General features: G+C 30.5%; 28 protein-coding genes. 11 read left to right on the top strand and 17 right to left on the bottom strand.

The annotated features are described in order from the left end of the window. Positions 1 to 3 precede the first annotated feature (3 nt). From K8Z87_RS00505 to trmB, 7 genes are all read right to left on the bottom strand, one after another. Positions 4 to 339: a 2Fe-2S iron-sulfur cluster-binding family protein gene (locus tag K8Z87_RS00505; protein ID WP_227475472.1), complete on the bottom strand. Its 336-nt coding sequence runs from the start codon at positions 337 to 339 to the stop codon at positions 4 to 6. A gap of 50 nt (positions 340 to 389) precedes the next feature. Continuing rightward, complete coding sequence (locus K8Z87_RS00500; protein ID WP_227475471.1) at positions 390 to 1,445, bottom strand: NAD(P)/FAD-dependent oxidoreductase; 1,056 nt, start codon at positions 1,443 to 1,445, stop codon at positions 390 to 392. 66 nt (positions 1,446 to 1,511) lie between these two features. Beyond that, a complete protein-coding gene (locus tag K8Z87_RS00495) occupies positions 1,512 to 1,754 on the bottom strand; it encodes a NifU family protein (RefSeq protein ID WP_227475470.1) in 243 nt (80 codons plus the stop codon). Between the two features lie 8 nt (positions 1,755 to 1,762). Next, entirely contained in the window at positions 1,763 to 2,899 is a 1,137-nt protein-coding gene (locus K8Z87_RS00490; protein ID WP_227475469.1) for an Mrp/NBP35 family ATP-binding protein, read from the bottom strand. Between the two features lie 126 nt (positions 2,900 to 3,025). After that, positions 3,026 to 3,367: an MGMT family protein gene (locus tag K8Z87_RS00485; protein ID WP_227475468.1), complete on the bottom strand. Its 342-nt coding sequence runs from the start codon at positions 3,365 to 3,367 to the stop codon at positions 3,026 to 3,028. Next, a complete protein-coding gene (locus K8Z87_RS00480) occupies positions 3,367 to 3,996 on the bottom strand; it encodes a LysE family transporter (RefSeq protein ID WP_227475467.1) in 630 nt (209 codons plus the stop codon). The genes K8Z87_RS00485 and K8Z87_RS00480 overlap by 1 nt, the downstream gene beginning before the upstream one ends. Before the next feature lie 3 nt (positions 3,997 to 3,999). Beyond that, complete coding sequence (trmB, locus tag K8Z87_RS00475) at positions 4,000 to 4,674, bottom strand: tRNA (guanosine(46)-N7)-methyltransferase TrmB (RefSeq protein WP_227475466.1); 675 nt, start codon at positions 4,672 to 4,674, stop codon at positions 4,000 to 4,002. A gap of 113 nt (positions 4,675 to 4,787) precedes the next feature. On the opposite strand from trmB, the gene K8Z87_RS00470 reads away from it, so the two are divergent. Beyond that, positions 4,788 to 5,864 carry a glycosyltransferase gene (locus tag K8Z87_RS00470; RefSeq protein ID WP_227475465.1) on the top strand — a complete coding sequence of 359 codons (1,077 nt, stop codon included), beginning with the start codon at positions 4,788 to 4,790 and terminating at the stop codon, positions 5,862 to 5,864. On the opposite strand, the gene K8Z87_RS00465 is transcribed toward K8Z87_RS00470, so the two are convergent. Together K8Z87_RS00465 and K8Z87_RS00460 are read right to left on the bottom strand one after the other, a co-directional pair. After that, a complete protein-coding gene (locus K8Z87_RS00465) occupies positions 5,847 to 6,887 on the bottom strand; it encodes a sensor histidine kinase (RefSeq protein ID WP_227475464.1) in 1,041 nt (346 codons plus the stop codon). The two genes, K8Z87_RS00470 and K8Z87_RS00465, sit on opposite strands and share 18 nt — an antisense overlap. Beyond that, positions 6,887 to 7,573, bottom strand: coding sequence for a response regulator transcription factor (locus K8Z87_RS00460; RefSeq protein WP_227475463.1), 687 nt, complete (start codon positions 7,571 to 7,573; stop codon positions 6,887 to 6,889). The genes K8Z87_RS00465 and K8Z87_RS00460 overlap by 1 nt, the downstream gene beginning before the upstream one ends. A gap of 229 nt (positions 7,574 to 7,802) precedes the next feature. Here K8Z87_RS00460 and K8Z87_RS00455 point away from each other — a divergent pair, with 229 nt between their 5' ends. The 3 genes from K8Z87_RS00455 to K8Z87_RS00445 all read left to right on the top strand — a co-directional run bounded on the left by K8Z87_RS00455 (position 7,803) and on the right by K8Z87_RS00445 (position 11,083). Continuing rightward, positions 7,803 to 9,521 carry a T9SS type A sorting domain-containing protein gene (locus K8Z87_RS00455; protein WP_227475462.1) on the top strand — a complete coding sequence of 573 codons (1,719 nt, stop codon included), beginning with the start codon at positions 7,803 to 7,805 and terminating at the stop codon, positions 9,519 to 9,521. Positions 9,522 to 9,607: 86 nt separating this feature from the next. Further along, entirely contained in the window at positions 9,608 to 10,588 is a 981-nt protein-coding gene (locus K8Z87_RS00450) for a long-chain-fatty-acid--protein ligase (RefSeq protein WP_227475461.1), read from the top strand. 45 nt (positions 10,589 to 10,633) lie between these two features. Then, positions 10,634 to 11,083, top strand: coding sequence for a YHS domain-containing (seleno)protein (locus K8Z87_RS00445; protein ID WP_227475460.1), 450 nt, complete (start codon positions 10,634 to 10,636; stop codon positions 11,081 to 11,083). An 88-nt stretch (positions 11,084 to 11,171) separates the two neighbouring features. Here K8Z87_RS00445 and tyrS read toward each other — a convergent pair whose 3' ends face one another. Next, entirely contained in the window at positions 11,172 to 12,482 is a 1,311-nt protein-coding gene (gene tyrS, locus K8Z87_RS00440) for a tyrosine--tRNA ligase (RefSeq protein ID WP_227475459.1), read from the bottom strand. Positions 12,483 to 12,613: 131 nt separating this feature from the next. Between tyrS and K8Z87_RS00435 the strand changes: the two genes are divergently transcribed. Continuing rightward, positions 12,614 to 13,627 carry an NAD-dependent epimerase/dehydratase family protein gene (locus tag K8Z87_RS00435; protein WP_227475458.1) on the top strand — a complete coding sequence of 338 codons (1,014 nt, stop codon included), beginning with the start codon at positions 12,614 to 12,616 and terminating at the stop codon, positions 13,625 to 13,627. Positions 13,628 to 13,629: 2 nt separating this feature from the next. Here K8Z87_RS00435 and K8Z87_RS00430 read toward each other — a convergent pair whose 3' ends face one another. From K8Z87_RS00430 to K8Z87_RS00420, 3 genes are read right to left on the bottom strand one after another with little or no spacing between them, the layout of a single operon-like run. Then, positions 13,630 to 14,085, bottom strand: a complete 456-nt coding sequence (locus K8Z87_RS00430; protein WP_227475457.1) for a DUF4296 domain-containing protein — start codon at positions 14,083 to 14,085, stop codon at positions 13,630 to 13,632. Positions 14,086 to 14,088: 3 nt separating this feature from the next. Next, positions 14,089 to 15,432 carry a dihydroorotase gene (locus K8Z87_RS00425; RefSeq protein WP_227475456.1) on the bottom strand — a complete coding sequence of 448 codons (1,344 nt, stop codon included), beginning with the start codon at positions 15,430 to 15,432 and terminating at the stop codon, positions 14,089 to 14,091. An 8-nt stretch (positions 15,433 to 15,440) separates the two neighbouring features. Beyond that, positions 15,441 to 16,163, bottom strand: a complete 723-nt coding sequence (locus K8Z87_RS00420) for a polyprenol monophosphomannose synthase (protein ID WP_227475455.1) — start codon at positions 16,161 to 16,163, stop codon at positions 15,441 to 15,443. A gap of 117 nt (positions 16,164 to 16,280) precedes the next feature. Between K8Z87_RS00420 and K8Z87_RS00415 the strand changes: the two genes are divergently transcribed. The 4 genes from K8Z87_RS00415 (at position 16,281) to K8Z87_RS00400 (ending at position 19,035) form a co-directional block, all read left to right on the top strand. Further along, complete coding sequence (locus K8Z87_RS00415; protein WP_227475454.1) at positions 16,281 to 16,934, top strand: DUF4271 domain-containing protein; 654 nt, start codon at positions 16,281 to 16,283, stop codon at positions 16,932 to 16,934. Between the two features lie 15 nt (positions 16,935 to 16,949). Beyond that, complete coding sequence (locus K8Z87_RS00410) at positions 16,950 to 17,699, top strand: uroporphyrinogen-III synthase (protein WP_227475453.1); 750 nt, start codon at positions 16,950 to 16,952, stop codon at positions 17,697 to 17,699. A 156-nt stretch (positions 17,700 to 17,855) separates the two neighbouring features. Continuing rightward, entirely contained in the window at positions 17,856 to 18,635 is a 780-nt protein-coding gene (murI, locus tag K8Z87_RS00405) for a glutamate racemase (protein ID WP_227475452.1), read from the top strand. A gap of 37 nt (positions 18,636 to 18,672) precedes the next feature. After that, complete coding sequence (locus K8Z87_RS00400) at positions 18,673 to 19,035, top strand: GTPase (protein ID WP_227475451.1); 363 nt, start codon at positions 18,673 to 18,675, stop codon at positions 19,033 to 19,035. Here the strand turns inward: K8Z87_RS00400 and K8Z87_RS00395 are convergent. The 4 genes from K8Z87_RS00395 to K8Z87_RS00380 all read right to left on the bottom strand — a co-directional run bounded on the left by K8Z87_RS00395 (position 19,015) and on the right by K8Z87_RS00380 (position 23,755). Continuing rightward, positions 19,015 to 19,530, bottom strand: a complete 516-nt coding sequence (locus K8Z87_RS00395; protein WP_227475450.1) for a gamma carbonic anhydrase family protein — start codon at positions 19,528 to 19,530, stop codon at positions 19,015 to 19,017. The genes K8Z87_RS00400 and K8Z87_RS00395 overlap by 21 nt on opposite strands. A 99-nt stretch (positions 19,531 to 19,629) precedes the next feature. Then, positions 19,630 to 20,364: a LytR/AlgR family response regulator transcription factor gene (locus K8Z87_RS00390; RefSeq protein WP_227475449.1), complete on the bottom strand. Its 735-nt coding sequence runs from the start codon at positions 20,362 to 20,364 to the stop codon at positions 19,630 to 19,632. Position 20,365: 1 nt separating this feature from the next. After that, positions 20,366 to 22,525, bottom strand: a complete 2,160-nt coding sequence (locus K8Z87_RS00385) for a tetratricopeptide repeat-containing sensor histidine kinase (protein WP_227475448.1) — start codon at positions 22,523 to 22,525, stop codon at positions 20,366 to 20,368. Between the two features lie 219 nt (positions 22,526 to 22,744). Beyond that, a complete protein-coding gene (locus K8Z87_RS00380; RefSeq protein WP_227475447.1) occupies positions 22,745 to 23,755 on the bottom strand; it encodes a PorP/SprF family type IX secretion system membrane protein in 1,011 nt (336 codons plus the stop codon). Between the two features lie 240 nt (positions 23,756 to 23,995). On the opposite strand from K8Z87_RS00380, the gene K8Z87_RS00375 reads away from it, so the two are divergent. After that, the gene (locus K8Z87_RS00375; RefSeq protein WP_227475446.1) at positions 23,996 to 24,898 is read left to right on the top strand and encodes a NifU family protein; all 903 of its coding nucleotides are present in this window, start codon (positions 23,996 to 23,998) and stop codon (positions 24,896 to 24,898) included. Between the two features lie 159 nt (positions 24,899 to 25,057). Further along, complete coding sequence (locus tag K8Z87_RS00370; RefSeq protein ID WP_227475445.1) at positions 25,058 to 25,741, top strand: hypothetical protein; 684 nt, start codon at positions 25,058 to 25,060, stop codon at positions 25,739 to 25,741. Positions 25,742 to 25,789: the final 48 nt, after the last annotated feature.

The following is a 25,789-nucleotide window of genomic DNA, read 5'->3' as shown; positions in this document are numbered from 1 at the left end:
TTTTTAACTTTCTGGTGCAATTTCAATCTTTAGACCTTCCATTTCTGGTGTCATTTGGATTTGACAACCTAAACGGGAATTGTCTTTTACATAAAATGCCTCAGACAACATGGCTTCCTCATCATCTTGCAGTACCGGCAACTCATTTTCACTCAAAACATAACATTGACAAGAGGCACACATTGCCATACCTCCACAAACACCAATAGTCCCTTCTGGAGCTAACTCATAAGATCGAATTATTTCCATTAAATTCATATTCATATCGGTTGGAGCTTCAACTTTATGAATTACACCATCACGATCGATTATTGTTATGTTTATGTCAGTTTTACTCATATTTAAGATGTTTCGACAAGCTCAGCATAACATCCATTTATATATTGCGTTTACTCAATTGCTTTTACCACTGCCTTAGGAGCTTCTTTACGTGTACCGTCAAAACCATCAATACCACTAACCGTTGTATATTTTAATACGTAACGTTTTCCTGGGTTAATAATTTGATAGGCTGCTTGGCACATTAATGTTGCTTCATGAAATCCACAAAGAATTAACTTTAATTTCCCTGGGTATGTATTAACATCTCCAATAGCAAAAATTCCTGGAATATTAGTTTGATAATCTAACGCATTATTAACTTTAATCGCATTTTTTTCTATCTCTAAACCCCAATTGGCAATAGGACCTAGTTTTGGTGACAACCCAAATAATGGAATAAAATGATCCGTTTCTACAATTATTGGATTTTCATCTTTCTTTGTAACCTCTATGCCTTTAACTTTATCATCACCAATTATAGCTGTAACCTCTGCTGGTGTAATTAAATTAATCTTACCTGCATTTTTTAGTTCTTGAACTTTTTCAACAGAATCTAAATGTCCTCTAAATTCATTTCTTCTATGAATTAATGTTACCTCAGATGCTACATCACTTAAAAAGATACTCCAATCTAACGCTGAATCTCCTCCTCCTGCAATAACTACTCTTTTATCTCTATATAGTTCTGGATCTTTAATAATGTATTCTACTCCTTTATCTTCAAAATTCGTTATATTTTCCAGCAATGGTTTTCTTGGCTCAAAACTTCCCAAACCTCCAGCAATAGCAACAACTGGCGCTTTATGTTTAGTGCCTTTATTAGTCGTTATTATAAAACTACCATCTTCTTGTTTATCAATAGTCTCAGCTCGTTCTCCAAGCGTAAAACCAGGTTCAAACTGCTTGCATTGTTCTAATAACTTATCTGTAAGGTCACCTGCTAAAATTTCGGGATAAGCAGGAATATCATAAATGGGTTTTTTAGGATAAATCTCTGAGCATTGTCCGCCAGGTTGTGGTAAGGCGTCTATTAAATGACATTTAAGTTTTAATAAGCCTGCTTCAAAAACTGTAAATAACCCTGTAGGTCCTGCACCAATTATTAATATATCGGTAGTAATCATATCTGTAAAATTGGGAACAAAATTACTAATGTATTTTTATTAAAAATGCGATGAAAATCACATTAATTATTCTTCTACATTAATTACATTCTCTATTTGCGGAGCATACTTTTTAATGGTCATTTCAACTCCAGATTTTAAGGTCATTTGATTAACGCTACAAGATGTACATGCACCTTCTAATTGTACTTTAACAAACTTATCGTCCTCTATAGATAAAAGAGAGATGTCTCCTCCATCACTTTGTAAAAATGGACGAATCTCTTCTAAAGCTTTTTCTACATTTAGTCTAATCTCTTCTGAACTCATCTTGTTAATTATTTTTTAACAGCAGAACATCCTGCCATTGTTGTAATCTTTATTGCTTCAGTTGCTGGTAAATCTTTATTTCTATCTACTACTTGTTGTACAACATCTCTAGTAATTTCATCAAAAGCATTTTCTATAGCATTATCTATTTGTAATGCTGCTGGCCTTCCTACATCTCCTGCCTCTCTAATACTTTGTACTAATGGAACTTCACCTAAAAACGGTACTTCTAAATCTTCAGCTAAATGCTTAGCTCCTTCTTTTCCGAAAATATAGTATTTATTATTAGGTAATTCTTCTGGAGTAAAATACGCCATATTTTCTATTATTCCCAAAACTGGTACATTAATACTCTCTTGTTCAAACATGGCTACGCCTTTTCTTGCATCAGCTAAAGCTACGTTTTGAGGAGTACTTACAACTACAGCGCCAGTAATTGGTAATGCCTGCATAATACTTAAATGTATATCTCCTGTTCCTGGAGGCAAATCTAATAATAAGAAATCTAATTCTCCCCAAGCTGCATCAAATATCATCTGGTTTAAAGCTTTTGATGCCATAGGACCTCGCCATATTACAGCTTGATCTGGTTTAGTAAAAAAGCCTATAGATAATAATTTAACTCCATAATTTTCTACAGGTTTCATTTTAGATTTTCCATCAATAGTTACAGATAATGGTCGCTCTGAAGCCACATCGAACATAATAGGCATTGAAGGCCCATAAATATCTGCATCTAAAACACCAACATTAAAACCCATTTTAGCTAAAGTTACTGCCAAATTTGCTGTAACTGTTGACTTCCCTACACCTCCTTTCCCTGAGGCTACAGCAACAATATTTTTAATACCAGGAATTGCTTTTCCTTTTATCTCATTCTTTGCTGGTGCTACAGGAGCATCTACTTTTATATTAACTTTTATTTTTGCTTTTTCGTAAACCTTTCTATGGATGGTTTGTAAAATTTCAACTTCTGTTTTTTTACGTGCTTGTAGACTTGGATTTTTTATAGTTATATCTACAATCACTTCATCTGCAAAAGTTACAACATTAGTTACTGCACCACTATCCACCATATTTTCTCCTTCACCAGGAGCTGTTATCGTTTTTAGGGCATTATATATATCTTGTTTATTTAACTTCATATATGTTTCGGTAAAAAGGAATTTCTTTATTAAGATTAATTCTAAATGCAAAGATACTGCGAAATGTTTAGATATTTGTTAATGAAAATAAAATGAAATTACATGAATTTTATATGATGATAGCAGCTATATATGAGATGATAATTCTTTGGAAGGATCCCAATAAATTGATTCTAAATTTTGAATTTGATTATCTACAACTTCTATGCCTTCACTCTCTAAAAGTTGCTGCATAAGGTTAGTCCCTTCAAAATGATGTTTGCCTGTTAGCAATCCTTTTCTATTTACAACACGATGTGCAGGTACATCTTTTCCAAATGACCCATTCATTGCATAACCAACAATACGCGCACTTTTTGCAGCTCCTAAATATTTAGCAATTGCACCATAACTCGTAACTCGTCCGTAAGGAATAAGCTTAGCTACTTCGTAAACACGATCAAAAAAACCTAGAGTTTCTGGTTTCATTAGAGTTCCATTAAAATATTAATAAGTGTAATTAAAGCAACTATGCCTGTTACAGATCCTATGATATAATTCATGTTCTTTTGAGACGTAAATGCTTTGTCTTTTATTTTATCAAAGAAGAAGATATAGACATAGAGCATCACAAAAGTACCCATTGATGCACCCGTTACATATGTTATAATACTTAAACGTTCAAAATCCATAACACCAAAAGATGCTAGTGTAATGGTCATATAAGCTTGATATGGAATAGGAAATACATTTAACACCGAAAGAAACATACCATTAAAAAATCGGCTGTGTTTACTTTTAATTTCAGCCTCTATTTTTGGCTCAGTTTCTTTGGAAGCCAATAGAAAAAAATAAATAGTTATTAGTACAAATATTACAAATGCAACGCGCTGAAGGATCTCCACTATATCTGGACGATTACTTAAATAACGTGCAAAAATAGCTGCAATATATGTTTGTACAAATACTACCAAACAAACACCGGTAGAGAACATTATACCTCTACCAGCTCCTTCTCTAAGGCTAATTTTAGCAGCAGTCATATTGAGTAATCCTGGCGGTATAACACCTACCAATGCCACAATTAAGCCTAAAAAAAAGATAACAGTAATACTCAAGTTTTAGTTGATTTTAAATCGAATATACGTAATTGCTTTGTTATGTTCTAAATATTGGTTTTCATAAAAGGTTTGTATCTCTGTAACTTCCTCTGGGCTACCTTCTAATTTGTATACATTATGGTTGGCATATAGCACTTCATGGTTGGCGCCATGTAACAATCCTAGAGTATAACCATGCATAAACTCACTATCCGTTTTAAGGTGCATTATTCCTTCTTTTTTAAGAATCTTTTTATAGCGTTCTATAAATTGAAGGTTGGTCATTCTATGTTTGGTACGCTTATATTTAATTTGAGGATCTGGAAATGTAATCCAAATTTCATCTACTTCATTTTCATCAAATATATACTCTACCAATTCAATTTGTGTTCTTATAAAACTTGCATTAGGTATCTGTTCTTCTATAGCGGTTTTTGCTCCTCTCCAAAAACGCGCACCTTTAATATCTATACCTATAAAATTTTTATTTGGATACCGTTTGGCTAATTCTACAGTATATTCTCCTTTACCACAACCTAATTCTAATACTATTGGGTTATCATTTTTAAAAACACTTTTGTTCCATTGCCCTTTATATTGATATCTGGCATTGACCAATTCGTCTCTAGTTGGCTGATATACATTTGAAAATGTTTCGTTTTCCTTAAAGCGTTTTAATTTGTTTTTGCTACCCACAATAATTTAATCTTTCGGCAAAATTAAGGAAACATTTTAGGATTATCTTTGCCTATAATTGGGATTTTAAAATTTACCTTATTTTAACTTTAATTATAACCCAATACTATTAGATGTCTGAGTTTGTAGCTTACTCTATAAAACAAAAAAAACGAATTTTAGTCGCCCCATTACATTGGGGATTGGGGCATGCAACGCGCTGTATACCAATAATAAAAGCTCTTATCGATAATGAGTTTGAACCTATTATTGCTTCAGATGGCGTTGCTTTATCACTTTTAAAAAAAGAGTTTCCTAATCTAGAAACTTTAGAATTACCTTCTTATAACATATCGTATCCTAAAAAAGGAAATCAAATTAAGCTTAAACTTCTAAAAAATTCATTTCATATTTTAAAAACCATTAAAAAGGAAAGACGTTTCATTGAAAAATATATAGAGAGTACTAAAGTTGATGGTATTATTTCTGACAATCGTTTTGGTATACGACATAAATCTGTTCCTTCTGTTTTTATAACACATCAGCTTAAAGTATTGAGTGGTAATACCACTTGGTTAAGCAGCAAAATTCATCAATCTATTATTGAAAAATTTGATGAATGCTGGGTACCTGACCATAAAGGAAGTTATAATTTAAGTGGTGATTTAGGACATACACAAACTAAGAATCTTAATGTTAAATATATTGGTTCTTTAAGTCGGTTACAAAAACAAAACATTAAAAACGCATATGATATTATGGTTTTGCTTTCTGGCCCAGAACCTCAACGTACAACTCTAGAGAAAAAGCTCATTCATGAATTAACACATAAAGAAGTATCTGTTATATTTATTAAAGGTGTTATTGAAGCAGATCAATACCGTAAAGAAATTAACAACATTACATTTTATAATTTTATGACCACTGACGAATTAGAAACCGCTATAAATAATAGTGCTATTATACTAGCTCGATCTGGTTATACAACCATTATGGATTTATCTAAACTTGAAAAAAAAGCATTTTTCATTCCAACACCAGGACAGTTTGAACAAATTTATTTGGCAAAAAAATTAATGAAAGATAAGATTGCTCCATTTTGTCACCAAGATGAATTTACTTTAGACCAATTAAAATCTATAGATAACTATAACGGTTTTACTAAAATAAATTATAAATTAGATTATAAAGATTTATTTAGCCTTTTCTAAAGTAAAAGAAAACTCACTACCCACTTCGAGTTCGCTTTCTACATAGATACGCTCTTTATGCGCTTCTATAATATGTTTTACAATTGAAAGTCCCAGGCCCGAGCCTCCTTGTCTACGAGAGCCACTTTTATCTACTCTATAGAAACGTTCAAATAAGCGTGGTAGATGTTCTTCATCAATACCTTCGCCATTATCTGTAACTCTGACAATAACTTTATTTTTTATTAAGTTTTCTATACTAACTTCTATCGTTCCATTTTGGTGTCCATATTTAATAGAGTTAACAACAAGATTTGTTAATACTTGCTGAATACGTTCTTTATCTGCCTTGACGTAAATTGGTTTCTGGTATTCTGTATCAAAGGTGAATGTAATTTTACTTTTGGCTGCTTTCATTTCAAAAAGATCAAATACATTTTGAACTAATTCTACTATATCAAAAACTTCAATATTTAAACTAAGATCGCCAACTTCTAACTTAGTTATCATATCTAAATCTTTAATGATATAACTTAATCGTTCTACTCCTTTACTTGCTCTATTTAAATATTTATTTCTAAGATTTTCATCTTCCATTGCTCCATCTAGCAAAGTCTCTATATAACCTTGAATTGTAAACAGTGGAGTTTTTAACTCATGTGAAACATTACCCAAATATTCTTTTCTATATTCTTCTCTTACTTTAAGTGTTTCAATCTCTATCTTTTTATTTTTAGCATACTCGTCTATTTGCTGAGTTAACGTTTTCATATCAGTAGTGATATGTTTTTGACGTAAATCTGAAGATTCTAAGAGTGTAAGATCATCATATATTCTTTTTACTCTTCTATAAATAAAATACTCTACACGGAACTGAATAACTATAAAACAAGTAATATAACAAGCAATAGGAAATATAACAAACTCCCAATCTAAGGTGTGAAAAACGTATAAAAAGACACTCATTAATGTAGACGCTATTAGCGTTACATATAATGCCGTTTTAAAAGCAAATCGGTAAGATTTTTTAAGATTTCTTTGCATTAGTCGACAAACTTGTAACCAACGCCTTTTACAGTTTTAAAAGATTTATCACCTATTTTTTCACGCAGTTTTCTAATATGAACGTCTATGGTTCTACCTCCAACAATAACTTCGTTTCCCCAGACTTTATCTAAAATCTCGTCGCGCTTAAAAACTTTACCAGGCTTGGTTGCTAGTAAAGATAATAATTCAAATTCTTTTCTAGGTAAAACAATTTCTTGGCCTTCATTAATAACTTTATATTCTTCTCTATTAATAACAAGATTTCCTATTTTTAATATGGAGTCAGAAGAATCATTAGTTTCTTTAAGGCGTCTTAACAAAGCCTTGACTTTACTAACCAATACTTTTGGTTTTATTGGTTTAGTAATATAATCATCTGCGCCAGCATCAAAACCTGCAACTTGAGAGTAATCTTCACCTCTAGCTGTTAAAAACGTAATAATAGTATCTCCAACATCTGGCAATTCTCTAATTTTTTCGCAAGCTTCAATACCATCCATTTCTGGCATCATTACATCTAAAATAATTAAATGAGGCTTATGTTTTTTTACTTTATCAATAGCTTTTAATCCATTTTCGGCTGTTATAACTTGATATCCTTCTGAAGACAAATTATAGCCTACAATTTCTAGTATATCGGCTTCATCATCAACTAGTAATATCTTTATATCCTTTTTTTTCAAACCTTGAGGTATTTATTACAATGTAAATATAAAGTATATCTACTTTAATTGCTACTAGGATAAAATTGATAACAATTCGCTAACATAGAAATTACAATTATAAAATCTTTCTTGTATTAAAGTCATATCTATTAATAAATTGTAAAATTGAGTCAAAAATCTAAAAAACAGCTAAGTATATCTAATAATTTCTTATTATATTTATGGTCAACTTTAAAATCAATTAACTATGAAAAAACTTTACTTTTTACTTTTTACTTTTTTAACTACTTCTGTCTCTTTTGGGCAAGATATGCTTATATCTGGGGCTTTTGATGGACCTCTGTCTGGTGGATTACCTAAATTGGTAGAAATATATGTTATCAATGACATAGCTGATTTATCTGTCTATGGTTTTGGATCTGCCAACAATGGTGGCGGAACAGATGGAGAAGAATTAACCTTTGCTGGTTCAGCTAATGCAGGTGATTTCATTTATATTACTTCGGAAGGACCATCTGTAATGACTTATTTTGGAGTTACTGCAGATTATATTGATTCATCCGCAAATATTAATGGAGATGATGCTTTAGAATTATTTTTTAACGGTGCAGTTATAGATACCTTTGGAGATATTAATACTGACGGGACAGGACAGCCATGGGAATATTTAGATGGTGGAGCTTATAGAATAAGTGGAACTGGACCTGATGGCAGCACTTTTGATATTAATAACTGGTTATTTACTGGACCTAATGCTGTTGATGGATGTACCACAAATGCTACTTGTGATGAAGAACTCCCTATTGGTTCATTTTCTACAACTGCTACTGCTTTTATTTCGATTTCATCACCTTCAGACATGGAAGAACTTCCGCCAGGAACTACAAGTGTAGATGTTGTTTTTACTGCAGCAAATTTACAATCTGGTGATGAAGTAAACATATTGGTTTCTACTAATGGAGGTATGGCAATGACTTTTACTAATCAAACCAGTCCATTTACTATTAACTCTACTTCAGATGGGGATACATTTGAAGTTACTGCTGAAATTGTTAACGGCGGAAGTCAAATAGACTTTGAAATTATTGATTTTAGCATTGGATCTGCTACTCAAGTTGCGGATATTGCAACACTTAGGGCTAGTCCCCAGGATGGAACTTTTTATGAATTGACTGGTGAAGTTTTTTTAACTTTTCAACGAGAAAATTTTAGAGGGCAAAAATATATTGAAGACGCCACTGGAGCAGTTTTAATTGATGATGATAATGGTATTATTACTACTTCATATACTGTAGGAGATGGCATTACAGGCATTCTTGGAAGGTTAGGTGAATTTAACGGCACAATACAATTTGTGCCTTCTGTAGATCCTGGAGCTCCAAGTTCTACTGGAAATACAATAACCCCACAATCTGTTTCTTTGTTAGATTTAACCATGAATCCTGAAACTTATGAATCGGAATTAGTTACAGTTACTGCTGTAACTATGGATAATTCTACTCCTACTTTTATTAGCAGTACCGAATATGGAATGACTCAAGGCCCAGATGCTTTTACATTTAGGTCTACTTTTTTTGAAGCTGATTATATTACTCAAGGAGGAGAAGTACCAACTATGCCTACTGATATTACAGGAATTATAAATGAACGTAGTGGTAATGAATATTTTCTCACTGCTAGGAATACAGATGATTTTAGTTTAGCCATAGTTTTATCTAACGATGATTTTAATGTTACTAATTTCTCATTATATCCTAATCCAACTTCTACTGGAGAAGTAACTATATCTACAGTAAATTCTGGAGCAATTTCTATTATGGTTTACGATATTTTAGGAAAACAAGTAAAGAATGAAGCTTTACCGTCTAATGGTCGCTTAAATGTTTCTAGTCTAAAATCTGGAGTTTACATCATGCGTATTACACAAGATAATGCTACGGTGACTAAAAAATTAGTGATTAGGTAATCTTCTTTTCTTATTAATCTATTTAAAAGTGCTACAGTTGTAGCACTTTTTTATTTTTATAATACTTTTGCGTTATTATAATTGGTATGATAAACCCAAATACTATTTTCAATATTTCTAGCGCTTCAGAATTTGAAGCCGCTGCTCTTAATGTTTTTAAATATCAGTTTGAAAATAATCCGGTTTACCGTTCGTTTTGTGATTTATTATACAAACACCCAAGTGATATAACATGTATTGAAGAAATTCCTTTTTTGCCAATTCAATTTTTTAAATCACATATTATTCTTAGTGATAAAAAGCCTATAGAAACTATTTTTTCTAGTTCTGGCACAACAGGAAGTTTAGCTAGCAAACACCACGTTACAGATTTATCTTTATATGAGAAGAGTTATAATAAAAGTTTCAGACATTTTTATGGAGATGTTAAAGATTATGCAGTACTCGCCTTACTGCCTAATTACTTAGAACGTGATGGCTCTTCTTTAGTTTATATGGCTAATGATTTAATCACTCAATCTAATCATCCACAAAGTGGGTTTTATTTAAATAATCTTCAAGCTTTAGCCGAAACATTAAAAATCTTAGAATCTAAAGGACAAAAAACATTATTAATTGGTGTTTCTTTTGCTTTACTAGATTTGATTGAATCTTTTCAATTCAATTTAAAACACACCATTGTTATGGAAACTGGTGGTATGAAAGGAAGGCGAAAAGAAATGATAAGAAGTGAATTACATACCATCTTAAAAAAAGGGTTTGGGGTTAAAAAAATTCATAGTGAGTATGGAATGACAGAACTTTTAAGTCAGGCTTACTCAAAAGGTAACGGTATTTTTAAATGCCCACCATGGCTAAAGATTTTAACACGAGACACAGAAGATGCATTAACAATACAAACTTCAAATAAAACTGGTGGTATAAACATTATTGATTTAGCCAATATAAACTCGTGCTCCTTTATTGCTTCACAAGATTTAGGTAGAGTTTACAATGATTATAGCTTTGAGATCATTGGTCGTTTTGACAACTCTGACATTAGAGGTTGTAACCTAATGGTTTTGTAAGAAAGCTTTTTACAAGCCGACAAATTTATATAAACAACAAATATTATGAGATATTTAATTTTTGCATTTTTTATTGGAGTTTCTAGTATAAATGCACAATCTATTGACTATAATCTAAAAAAAGGATATGTAGCAGAAGGTTACGATGTTGTCGCTTATTTTAATAATGAAGCTATTGAAGGTGATAAAAAATACTCCACAACTCATGATGGTGTAAATTATAAATTTTCATCACAAAATAATTTAGATGCTTTTTTAAAAGCTCCTGAAAAATATATTCCGCAATATGGTGGCTATTGCGCCTATGCTATTGCAGAAAAATCTAAGAAAGTTGGTATTAATCCTAAAACTTTTGAAATCCGAAATGGCAAGCTATACTTATTCTACAACAAATGGGGAACTAATACTTTAGAGCTATGGGAAAAAAATATTTTAAAAGATGTGAAAGGTTATGTAAGTAAGGCCGACTTAAATTGGGAAGCTATAAAAAATTAGCATTTTCTGTGAAAAAGAAAAAGTAATTATAGTTTTAAAGTTGATTGGTTGGTTAAGAGCTTAGGAGAAGTCCTAGGCTCTTTCTCTTTTAAATCAGTTTAATAATGTAAGTGTTCTTTTTACCCTTATTAATAATAATATAACTGTCATTAATAACATCATTAGAAGATAATATATAATCTTCTTTTACCTTTTCTTTATTGACAGCTACTGAATTCTCTTTTAAAGCACGACGTGCTTCACCATTAGAATTTAAAAAATTAGTTTTTGCAGATAATGCAGCAATCATATCTAATCCTTTTGCCAAGTCTTCCTTAGGCAATTCAGCTTGTGGCACTCCTTCAAAGACATCTAAAAATGTACTTTCATCTAAAGTTTTTATATCATCTTTAAACGATTTACTAAACAGAATATTTGATGCTTTTTCTGCATTTTCAAAATCTGCTTTAGAATGCACAAATGTAGTGACTTCTTCAGCCAGGCGTTTTTGTAATACACGTCGGTGTGGTGTTTCATTATGTTCATTAACTAAAGATTCAATAGTCTCTTTATCTAAAAACGTAAAGATTTTAATATACTTTTCGGCATCGGCATCGGTTGTATTTAACCAAAATTGGTAGAACTTATACACAGATGTTTTAGTTGCATCTAACCAAACATTTCCTCCTTCACTTTTCCCAAACTTAGAGCCATCAGCTTTTGTAATCAATGGGCAAGTCATTGCATAGGCTTTAGCTTGCTCGTCACCAACATTCATTCGCCTTACCAATTCTGTACCAGTAGTAATATTTCCCCATTGGTCACTTCCGCCCATTTGTAATTTACAGTCTAAAACTTTATGTAAATGGTAAAAATCGTAACCTTGTATTAATTGATATGTAAACTCAGTAAACGACATGCCTACATTACCTTCTTCGCCAGACAAACGTTTCTTAACAGAATCCTTTGCCATCATATAATTAACCGTAATACGTTTACCTACATCTCTAGCAAAATCGATAAATGAAAAGTCTTTCATCCAATCGTAATTATTAACTAAAACAGGTGCGTTCTCTGTAGTGGCATTAAAATCTAAAAAGCGAGATAATACATTTTTTATTCCTGCTACATTATGTAATAAAGTGGCTTCATCTAATAAATTACGTTCATCACTTTTACCAGATGGATCACCAATCATTCCTGTAGCGCCACCAACAAGAGCTATGGGTTTATGGCCTGCTTTTTCTAGATGTACTAATAAAATTATAGGCACTAAACTTCCTATATGTAAAGTATCAGATGTAGGATCAAAGCCTATATAAGCCGTTGTCATTTCTTTATTTAACTGCGCTTCTGTTCCTGGCATGATATCATGAACCATACCTCTCCATCTTAACTCTTCTACTAATTTATTAGCCATTTCTTTTAAGTTTCAATCTTTAAACTTTAGCAAAGATATGTTTCCATAGTAAAAGAGAAAAGACAATTGTAAAAAAGACTACATTTACTTCGGCTATACCGAGTAACATAGCCTAACGAAATATTGAGTTTATGATTTTAGTTACTGGAGGAACAGGTTTAGTTGGTTCGCATTTGTTATATAAACTTGCTTCTCAAAAAAAGACGATTAGAGCAATCTATAGGAGACCTCATAAATTAGAGACTGTAAAACATGTGTTTTCTTATTACTCTGAAGATTGGGAAACTCTATATAATACTATTGAATGGATTGAAGCTGATATTACTGATATTCCAAAATTAGAAACTGCATTTACTGGAATAACTCACGTATACCATTGCGCTGCTTTTATTTCTTTTGAACCCGATAAATACATAACATTACGTAAAATAAATATAGGAGGCACTGCTAATATTGTAAATTTATGCATTAGTCATGCTATTAAGAAACTATGTTATGTGAGTTCTATCGCTACGATTGGGCGTCATATAAATGAAGAAACTTTAATCACTGAAGAAACGCATTGGAATCCTGAGGAGGATAATAGTGTTTATTCTATTACAAAATATGGTGCTGAATTAGAGGTTTGGCGTGGCACTCAAGAAGGTTTAGACGCTGTTATTGTAAACCCAGGTATAATTATTGGACCTGGTTATTGGAGAGGTGGAGGCAGCGGGAGTTTTTTTCGTCAAATTTATAAAGGCAAAAACTACTACACCAAAGGTACAAGTGGTTATGTCGATGTCTATGATGTTGTTAATGTAATGCAACAACTTATGGATAGCACTATTAAAAATGAAAACTATATTGTTGTTTCAGATAACCTATCTTTCAGATCTTTTAATGAGAAAGTATCTGAAAATTTAAATATTACAAAAAAATCAAAAGAGATAAAGTCTTGGCAACTACAATTGGCTTGGCGTTTAGATTGGTTGAATCATAAACTATTTGGTAAACGAAGAAAATTATCTAAACAGCTTGCAAAAACTATTATTACCAAAACGGTTTATGATAATTCTAAAATTAAAAATGCTTTAGAATTTGAGTTTAGTTCAGTAGATGATTCTATAAAAAAAGTGTCTCAATTGTTTTTAGAGGATCTATAATTTTAAGATTTTATTTTAAGGGTAGCCCTAATACTATCTTCATTTATAATTCTTCCATTTTTTTTCTGCGCAGCTTTTATAGAATCTCTACGTCGATTTGCTTCTTCTTTTTCTTTCTTTTCAATCTCTTCAAACACTTTTCTTTGTGTTGTGATTTTCTCTTTCACTTCTTCGATTATTGTTTTATAAGTTTCTATATCGTGTGCGTAATAATTATTACTTTGTGCAAACTGTAAACTATCTATCTGATATTTTTCTAAAATATATTTTTCTGGAGAAACGCCTTTTACTTCTAATAATTTCTTGTTAAGGCCTTTTGCTGAGTTTACTACAAACATATCAAACAACACATTGGTCATATCCTCTTTTGGGATTAAGTTTTCTGGTTTTTTGGGTTTAATATTAGACTCACAACTTGTTATAAAAACCAATAGAAATATTCCATATATATATTTCATATTTTATCTGTTAAATGTTAAACGTTTTCCGGCTTTTACGTTTTTTACTTTAAAATTCTGATAACATAATTGACCATTGATAAACGTATGTGTAATTCTACTTTTAAATGTATTACCTTCAAATGGAGACCAACCACATTTATACATTATATTCTCTTTATTAACTGTCCACGGATTATTTAAATCTGCTAAAATTAAATCTGCATAATAGCCTTCTTTAATATACCCTCGTTTTTCAACATCAAATAATATGGCCGGATTATGTGCCATCTTTTCTGCAATCTGTTCTAGCGAAATTTTATTTTTATGATATAGTTCTAACAAAGCAACAAAAGCATGTTGTACTAATGGACCGCCAGATGGAGCTTTAGTATAAACGTTATTTTTTTCATCTATAGTATGCGGCGCATGGTCAGTTGCTAACACATCTATTCTTCCATCTAATAAAGCTTTTAATAAGCCATCTCTATCTGATGCTTTTTTTACTGCTGGATTCCATTTTATTAAGGAGCCTTTTTCTTTATAATCTTCTTCTGAAAACCATAAATGATGAATACAAACCTCTGCTGTTATCTTTTTATCTTTTAATGGAATTTTATTAGTAAATAATGCTGTCTCTTTAGCTGTTGAAAGATGAAATACATGCAAACGTGCTCCTGTTTTTTTAGCTAACTCTATAGCTTTAGATGAAGAAATGTAACACGCATCTTCGCTTCTAATTATAGGATGAAACTCCATAGGAATGTCATCTCCATACTGTTCTTTATATTTTGCTAAATTCTTACGTATGGTAGCTTCATCTTCGCAATGCACAGAAATAACCATATCTGTACTTTTAAATATCGTTTCTAAAACTTTTGGATCATCTACTAACATATTTCCTGTAGAAGATCCTAAAAATAGTTTTAACCCAGCTACAGTTTTGGGATCTACTTTTAATATTTCTTCTAAATTATCATTTGTTCCTCCAAACATAAAGGAGTAATTAGCATAAGACGATTTTGACGCTATTTCAAATTTCTCATCTAACTTTTCTACAGTAGTCGTTTGAGGGTTTGTATTAGGCATTTCAATAAACGAAGTAATACCTCCAGCAACGGCGGCTCTAGATTCAGACTCTATATCGGCTTTATGAGTTAATCCTGGTTCTCTAAAATGAACCTGATCATCAATCATTCCTGGAAACAGATATTTGCCTTCGGCATCTATAACATTTATATCTGCAGACTTAACACTAATTGAAGTCTCAATAGCCGAAATTATTTCATTTTCAATAAGTACATCACCTTCAAAAATGACTCCTTCATTAACTATTTTTGCATTTTTTATTAGTGTTTTATTATTCATTCTTTTATTTATTTTTTAAAGAGACTATTTAATTTTAAACTTATAACACCAAAAATGGCTTCAGAAATAATGCCTCCAGACATTTTTGACTTTCCTTTTGTTCTATCTGTAAATATAACGGGTACTTCTACAATACGAAATCCTTTTTTATACGCTTTAAATTTCATTTCAATTTGAAATGCATATCCTATAAATTTAATAGCGTTGAGATTTATTGTTTCTAAAACAGAACGCTTATAACATACAAACCCAGCTGTTGTATCTTGTATTTTCATTCCTGTAATTAACCGAACATACTTAGAAGCTCCATAAGACAACAATACTCTAGACATCGGCCAATTAACCACATTCACTCCTTTAATATAACGTGAACCAATAGCTAAATCTACATTATCCGTTTTACAAGTTTTATACAGTTTATTTAAATCTTCTGGATTATGAGAGAAATCGGCATCCATCTCAAATATATATTGATACTTTTTTTCTAGACACCATTTAAAACCAGAAATATATGCAGTCCCTAAACCGCTTTTTTCTTCTCTTGATAGTAAGAATAAACGTTCTGGATAAATGGCTTGCATTTCTTTAGCCCTTTTACCAGTTCCATCTGGTGAGTTATCATCAACAATTAAAACATCAAACATATTAGGTTGCGCAAAAACAGCATTTATTATTGCTTCAATGTTTTCTATTTCATTATACGTTGGGATGATGACAACAGCATCAGTCATAAATTTCTAATTTTAGCAAAAGTAAAATTTTTAAGTGATAATACAGATTTAATTAACCTTTTGCATTTAATCTGTTGTAGATTCTTTCGCTTTAATTTTTCTTTATAAATTAGCCTTATGATACGTGAGTTTATAACATACGAATGGTTTACTCTACTTTGTATAACTAGTCTATTGTTTGTTACTGCGGCTAAATATTTGTTTGGACTTCGCTTTAATGATTTTCTATTAGTTTTAGGAAATTCAAAATATCTCAAGATATATTCAAAAGAACAAAAATTTATAGATGCTTTTGATGGTTTATTGTTTGCCAACTTTACCATTGGATTAAGTATCTTTATTCATATATCATACTCACATCTTGTCTCTCCAATAACCTTTGATATCTTAAGTTTTTTAAAACTTCTCTTTGCTGTAAGTGCGCTATTTCTTATAAAAGTATTAATAGAACGCTTAATAAGTAGTCTTTTTGAAATTGATGCTATTATTGATAGCTATGTCTTTCAAAAAACAACTTTCAAAAATTTTTCTGGCCTTGTTTTACTTATTGCAAATTTAATTTTACTATTTGGTCTAAATGTTTCTAATATTGCCATATGCGTAGTAATCATCGTTTTTTTATTGATTAATAGCATTGGCTTTATCACTTCTTTTAAGAATTATCAAAAATTAATATTAGCTAATTTTTTCTATTTTTTATTGTATCTTTGCGCACTTGAAATTGGACCTTATATTATTTTGTATAAGGCAATTAAAGATTACTTAGCTTAAAAAAAGTGTTTGTGTATGAAAGTGAAAACGATATTAGTATCACAGCCAGAGCCTAAAATAGAGAACTCTCCTTATTTTGATTTACAAGAGCGTCAAAAAGTAAAAGTTGATTTTAGGCCATTTATTCATGTTGAAGGAGTAGAAGCAAAAGATATTAGACAACAAAAAATTGATTTAAGCAAGTTTACTGCTATTATACTTACGAGTAGAAATTCTGTAGATCACTTTTTTAGAGTTGCCGACGAAATGCGTTTTAAAGTACCAGATTCAATGAAGTACTTTTGTCAATCTGAAGCTGTTGCTTACTATCTACAAAAATATGTTGTTTACAGAAAACGTAAAATATATGTAGGCAAACGTAATTTTGAAGATTTATCTCCATTAATTAAAAAATACAAAGACGAAACATTTTTATTACCTACTACGGATAAAGTAAAACCTATTATACCTAATACATTAGACAAGCTAGAAGTTAATTGGAAGCAATCTACATTCTATAAAACGGTAATCAGTGACTTATCTGATTTAGCTAATGTATATTACGATATATTAGTTTTCTTTAGTCCTTCTGGTATTGAATCATTATTTCATAATTTCCCAGACTTTAAACAAAATAATACACGTATTGCTGTTTTTGGAAACACAACAATTAAAGCTGTTGAATCAAAAGGTTTGAGAGTAGATATTGCTGCGCCAACACCAGAAACACCATCAATGACAATGGCGTTGAAAAAGTATATTAATGAAGTAAATAAAGGAAAGTAAAAGAAGTTATTAGAACATACAATAATATTAAGACCACATTTGAGTCTTAACTATAAAACACCTAATTTTATACACAACAAAAATGCAGTTAAAACACCTTCACTGCATTAATATAAATTTATTATTAATCGTCAACTTATTTTAGGACGACTCATAATGTGTAAAGAACCTATAGGTATATTTGATTCGGGTATTGGCGGTACATCTATCTTTAAAGAGATAAATACCTTATTACCTTACGAGGCAATTATTTATTTAGCAGATAGCAAAAATGCTCCTTATGGTAATAAATCTGCCGAAGATATATTACAGCTTAGCATTAAAAATACCGAGTTACTTATCAATAAAGGCTGTAAAGTTATTGTAGTTGCTTGCAATACGGCTACTACAAATGCTATAGACTATCTTAGAAAAAATTACAACACCCCTTTTATTGGTATTGAACCAGCTATAAAGCCTGCATCTTTAAAAACAACTACAAAATCTATTGGCATACTAGCTACTAAAGGCACTTTAAGTAGCTCTCTGTTTCATGAAACATCTAATTTATATAGTAAAGGGATTACCATTATAGAACGAATAGGCGAAGGCATTGTTCCTCTTATTGAAGCTGGAAAAATAGATTCTGACGAAATGAGAAACTTGCTTTTAACATACACTCAACCTATGCTTGATGCTAATATCGATTATCTAGTATTAGGCTGTACGCATTACCCGTATTTAATTCCGCTTCTTACTAAAATTTTACCACAACATATAAAAATTATAGATTCTGGTTTGGCAGTTGCTAAACAAACTAAGTCAATCTTAGAGCAAGCATGTCTATTAAATAAAGATAGATCTATCCCTAAAATAGAATTATATACAAATAAAGACACTACGATTTTAGAGAACATTTTAAATCATAAATTTAAAGCCACTTTCTTAGACTTCTAAACCGTAAGTTTATGTGTAAAATAGCAACTAATTATAAATGAAGCTCATATTTGTATATAATGCTAAATCGGGTAAATTAAATGCACTTTTAGATGCTGGTCATAAACTGATAAGCCCAAAGACCTATCAGTGCAGTTTATGCACATTAACACATGGCACTTTTTCTGAAAATAAAATTTGGAAAGAATTTAGAACCCAAAGTTCTATTGCTATGGAATTTCTTCATACGGATGAATTTGAAAAAACACATCCGAACAAAAATTTCAGCTACCCAATAATTCTAAAAGATGATAATGGTGTTTTATCAACCTTTATTGATTCTAAAACCTTAAATAGAATTGACGCTCTTGAAGAATTAATAACGCAAATTAATAGCTTATTAATTTCTAAACCAGCTTGAGTATTCTAGATAGTTATTAGCAATTCGATCTATCTGATCTGAAATTAATTCTTGACTAATATCTTTTACCTTCTTTGCTGGCACACCAGCATATATTGTTCCTGACTCAACAATTGTATTTTTAGTTACTACTGCACCAGCGGCAATAATACTATTACTTTCTATAATGCAATCGTCCATAACAATACTTCCCATACCAATAAGCACATTATCATGTATGGTGCAGCCATGTACTATAGCATTATGTCCTATAGAGACATTATTGCCTATGTTAGTTGGTGATTTTTGGTATGTAGCGTGGATCACTGCTCCATCTTGCACATTGACCTTATTTCCCATTTTAATATAATGCACATCGCCTCTGATTACTGCATTAAACCAAACGCTACATTGCTCACCCATTGATACCTCACCAACTATAGTGGCATTTTCGGCAACATAACAATCTTCTGGTATTTGTGGGTATTTACCTTTTACTGGTTTTATTATTGGCATATTATTCCTTTGAAAAAAAGGAATCTCAAAATTGTTAGTTAAGATTCCCTTTTGATTAATTATTTAAGACATAAAAATAAACTTATTCTCAGTATCATTTTATTTAAAATAAGATAACAAATCCGATTTCTTAGAAGCAGATACCATAATTTCTTTGCCATTACTTAATACCACACTACCACCTTTACCTTTTAGGTACTTTACAACTTCATTAACATTAACCAAATAACTTTTATGGACTCTTGCAAAATTAGCATCTACCAATGCTTCTTCAATATATTTTAATGTTTTACTTACCAATTTCTTTTTATTGCTCTTTAAATAAATTTCGGTATAATTATCATCAGCCTTACAATATAATATGTCTTTAGTTTCAATAACTTCAAAACCATCTAATTGCGGAATGGTTATTTTACCTTCTACAATATTAGTTTTAGGAATTAAAACTTCATCCTGTAGAGCTTCTTCTTTTGCTCTAATTTCGGTAACATAATCTACTGCTTTTATAAGTTCATCTATAGAGATAGGTTTCATTAAATAATACGAGGCATGTGCATTTAAGGCTTCTATAGCATAATGGTTGTATGCCGTTACAAATATGGTTTGAAAATCGACATGCCCAACTTTCTCTAATAAATCAAATGCATTACCAAACGGCATTTCTACATCTAAGAACACTACATCTAAATCGTGATTTCTAATTAATATTAAAGCATCTTCAACATTAGCTGCTTCACCTATAATTGAAATACTAGGGCAATATTTAGTTAAATAGTTTCTTAGTATTTCTCTACTTTTTTCTTCGTCTTCTACAAGTATTGCTTTTAATTTCATACTAGTCTTTCTTTAAGGTTACTACAACTTTGGTTCCTGTATCTTCAGAATTTTGATAATCTTCTATTGATACATCTACTTTATCTTTATACATGTCATTTAAAATGGCAACTCGTTTTTTTATGTTACTTAATCCTTTAGAATTGTGTTTCTTTTGATTATCTGTTTTTAAGGTTTTAGATCTTACTCTTCCTACTCCATCATCAATAATGCTAATTATTATCTCATCTTTGCTCCTAGAGGCAATTAAAATTTTCAACAATCCCTTTTCTGTTTTGTAACGTAAGCCATGCCAAACTGCATTTTCTATATAAGGCTGTAATAACATTGGTGGAATTTTAAATTTTTCAACATCTACAGTCTTCTCTACTTCTATAGCGTAATCAAATTTATCTTGAAATCTAAAATGTTCTAGTTTAACATAAAGTTCTAGCAGGTCGATTTCTTTTTGTAAGGGAATAAAATCTTCTTCGCTATTTTCTAAAACAGCTCGCATTAAAAATGAAAAATCAGATAAATATCTATTTGCCGTGCGTTCGTCATTTGTAGCTATAAAACTATTTACAGAATTTAAAGCATTAAAAATAAAATGCGGATTCATCTGACTTCTCAGCGATTTTAAGGCCAATAGATTATTAGCAAGACGCTGTTGTTTTATATATTTATAGGCAAAATAACTTCCTATAAGCAGTAATAATAATCCTCCTGAAAGTGAATAAATAATAATTTGCTGATTACGATTTGTAAGATCGTATCTTATTTGATTGAACTTTCTATCATTCTCTAAGCTTGTAATACGGTTTTGTGTTTCAATAATATTTCTTTGAGAACGCGCCGCTTGGTATATCTCTTGCTCTTTTTTTGTATAAAGTTCGTCTACAGATGCTATATATTCTTGAAATTTTTGTTTTGCTTTATCAAAATCTCCTTTATTTTCATAAACATCTGCAATGCGTCTAAGTGCATTGTTTTTTATAATTAAATCTGCTCTACTATCTGCTTCTTGTATACTCTTTTCAAGGTACGGAATTGCAGAATCGTAATCCTTTTGAAGATAGTACGCATTTCCTATTTTATAATTTTGTTTTTGTGGTGTAATATTACTCTCATTAGATATAAACGAATCCGACTCTATTTCTTTTATATCTTCTACTGCTTGTTTGCGCAATGAAATTTCGTCTGTGTAATTCTTAGCTGTATTATTGAATTCTGCTACTGTTATTTTTTCTTCTAATGCCCTTTTTTTATTTTCTTTTTCTGCCAAACTTAATGAGCTATTAAAAAAACCTTTAGCTTTTATTATATTTCCATCTAAATTATAGGCTTGAGCTATTTTAGAGTTTAAGTCTGTAGTTTTAGAGTTTATTTTATAATCCTTAGCAACTTTTAATCCTTTTTCATATATAGATATAGCAGACTTATAATCTTTTGTTCCTATATAAGTGTCCCCAAAATTTTCATAGTATTCTATCTCTTGGAAATTCGATAAATCTTCTATATTAAAGTTTGAATAAATTTCTAAACTTTCTTGGTAATTTTTATTGTTTTTATATGCTTTTGCTAGTTTTAATTGTGTTTCGTTTATTTTAGAATTCTGAAGACTAATTCGGTAATTACTAATCGCCAAATCAAATTGTTTCCAATGCATATACAAATCTCCTAGTGTTTTATATGCTTCGGCATTTTGATCTTGAGATGTACTTTCATTGAGTGCATCTGCAATAAAATGAATACTCTGTTCTGCGTCAGTTTTGAGATAAAAATTGGCAGAATCTATTAATTTATTAAATGTTTGTATACTTTGCTTAAGCCTTTCCTTACGGGATGGTTTAGGTTGTTCTGGTTCTACTTCTATTACTACACGTTCATCACTTTCTATAGTATAATAAACCGTTTCAAAATCTTTATGTCTTACAACAAGTTCGTCTCCGATTTTAACTTTAATTCTAAAAGAACCATCACTTCCTGTAACGGCATAAGCACCTCCATTAACTTCTATATTAACTAAGTTGATTGGATCGTTTGAGTACTTGTGGTATACAGAACCTCTTACCGTAAAAATAGCACTGCTCTTTTTTTTCAGCTCGCTATTTTGCCCTAACCCTGTATATGAAATACAAAGTAGTATAAAAATTACTATATGTTTGCTAGTTGCTTTCAATGATATAAAATGTATAAACTAGAATAAACATACATACTTTAATTGGTTTCAAAAAATCAAAAAAATCAAAATCCTTATAATATCTTTAAAAATAGGCTATAATACTAAGTCATATATCTCATTTACGCATTGAAATGATAGATTCACGTATTCTTGGTTTTTTTAGAATTAAAATGAAATACAAATAAAAAGCCTCGAATATTTTCGAGGCTTTAATTATTAGTTTATTGCAGGGCAATCGCAATCATATTTTTCTCGCTTGCAATTAAAGTTGTACCCAAGTGTTATTTGGTGGAAACCACCTGTATTGAAATTTATTGTATTGGCTTGATAAGAAAATGTATATGCAAATGTTAATTGATCAAAATCCACTCCTACAAATGGTGTGAAAATTTGTAGTTTTTGACTACTTACGTCATTACCTTCTAAAAATTCTGCTCCATCTAAACTACGTCTGTAAGATAGACCTCCCCATATTTTTCCAAAATCCATTTCTCTATAGACTTTAGCATTTACATCAATTGAGTTTTCTCTTGTAGCATCTCTATAAAAGTATAATAATGAAGGCTCAAAACTCCAATCACTTCCATACTTATGAAACACATTTCCAACTGATACTAAATAACTTCTCAAGTTATTAAAAGCAAAGCCTTGCTCATTAAAGTTAATTCCCTCATTTTCAAGTATATTCTTAGCAGTAGCAATTGCATAGAAATTTAGAAAATGATAAGAAAAACCTACATCTATATTAAAATTTGTTGCACTTTGCTCTATTCCCGCTATTAGTTGGTCAAATTCACCAGGAGCTAAAAACGAAGATTCATCTAATTTATATTGGTTAAAACCTACACTTAATCCAAAAGACAACATATTTAAATCTACTTCATTACGTGAAAATAATAAATGATGAGCGTAAGTTACTTGCGCTCCTGTTGTAGAATGAAATCCATTAGCATCATCATATACTATTGCACCAACAGCAGATTGCGAATCACCTATTCTGCCATGAGCACTTAATGTTTGTAAGTTAGGCGCATCATCTATACCAAACCATTGCTGGCGCGCTGTAAGTCTTATCTTAGCACAATTAGCAATCCCTGCCATTGAAGGGTGTAGTAAATAATAATTATCTGTTAAATAATCTGAATAAATAGGTAGACCTTCTTGAGAAGATCCAATAACAGGTATTAAAGTAATTAAGATTATTAAACAAATTTTCTTTAATCTCATATGTCTAGTTTCAAAGTGAAATGGGCTTTGTATTCAATATTTAATACAATTGTGTAATTAAATTTTAAACAATTTCTATTGTAAAAAACATCTCTTACTGCCAAATATATAAATTTTTATGATAGATAACCTATCAATTACATTAATGACTAAGTAAAATTAAGCCATAGACGATTAGTAAAACTTAGTTAAACACATAACGTTTAATATTGTTATTTCATATTTTTGCAAAAAAAAAGAATGACTCCTACTGATATTAAAATTCAAGAAACATCAAATAATACTATATTAAAATTTGAAGCCGATCGATTTTTAACCGAGCATAATAGTTATGAATTTAATAATATTGATGATGCCAAGAATTCTCCTTTGGCTCAACAATTATTTCATCTTCCATTTGTAAAAAAAATATATATAGCCTCTAATTTTGTGGCTATAGAACGTTATAATATTGTTGAATGGTCAGATGTGCAAGAAGAAGTAGCTGAACAAATAAAAAACTATTTAAATAGTAATAAAACTGTTGTAAAAGAGGAAGTTTCTAAATCTAAAACTGCTGTAACTGTTTATGCTGAAAGCACTCCAAATCCGAGTGTGCTAAAATTTGTATGTAATAAAGCTTTGGTGGCTCAACTTTGTGAATTTTCTTCAATAGATGAAGCTAAAGTATCTCCTATGGCTTCTGAGTTATTTCAATTCCCATTTGTTAAAAATGTTTTTATTGATAAAAATTACATTTCCATAACAAAATATGACATTGCTGAATGGAGTGATATTACTTTTCAATTAAGAGATTTTATAAAAAACTATGTCGAAGCAGGCAACCCTATTTTAAATACACCTATTTCTCAACAAACAAAAACTGAAGAAAAAAAAATAGAACGTCATTTTGAATCTTTAGATGACACCTCTAAGACTATTATAAATATAATTGAAGAGTACGTAAAACCTGCTGTTGCAAGTGATGGAGGAAATATAGAATTTCAATCCTATAATCCCCATACTAAAAAAGTAGAAGTTTTACTACAAGGAGCTTGTAACGGTTGTCCATCATCTACTTTTACTTTAAAAAATGGTATAGAGAACATGTTAAAAGAAATGCTTAATGACCTAGACATTTCTGTTACAGCAATTAACAATTAGTTAACATTTTTTGTGTTTTTATTATCATATATAATTTATAGATTCGCATCTTTTAATGTAAGAAAAATTAATTTAAAGCGACTTTAGATACTACGTAAATAATCCTTTAGATCAATATAGATACTGTATAATATAAAAATAGATATAGATTATAAAATTATGAAACTAACAAAGAATATATCAGCAATAGCAATAATAGTATTAGGAGTAATCAATTTTGGTTATAGTCAAGGAGCAACAAGCATAGACGTAGCTACTGAAAAGTTGAGAATGTCGGCTGACGCCAGTAAACCAATTGATGCGCAAGGATCACCTTATGTAGATGATAATTTCTTGCCTGTAAAAGTTAAAGGCTTTGACAATCAAATATTTACAGGAAGATTTAATGCATACAATGGTGAAATGGAGGTTAATCTAGGTACAAAAATAATAGCCTTAGATAAAAGTTCTGATTACGAAGTTATTTTTACTCAGACCAATAAAATATATCGTACATTTTCTTACCAAACAGAAAAAGGAGTTTCTAAAAATGGATTTTTAGCCGTTGTAGATGAAAGTGAAGATTTTGCAATTTTAAAACAAGAAGTTGTCAAGTATTTTGAAAGAATTGAGCCTTTATCATCTTATCAACAACCTAAGCCTGCAAAATTTAAAAGAGAAAATGATTTTTATTACCTTAAAAAAGGAAACAAAATTACATTTTTACCAACAAAAAAGAAGACTCTTTTAAAAGCTTATCCTAAGCAAGCAAAAGCTATAAAGGCTTTTATTAAAGAAAATAAACTATCTACTACTAAGGAAGAAGATTTAGTTAAAATTGCTAAACACATAAGTACCTTATAAAATTATAATATATAAAATTATAAAAAGCCTAATTCTTATTAAAATTAA

It is taken from the genome of Winogradskyella immobilis (genome assembly GCF_021887715.1).
In the GTDB taxonomy this organism is placed as follows: Bacteria; Bacteroidota; Bacteroidia; order Flavobacteriales; family Flavobacteriaceae; genus Winogradskyella; species Winogradskyella immobilis.
This window is presented reverse-complemented; position numbering and strand designations above follow the sequence as displayed.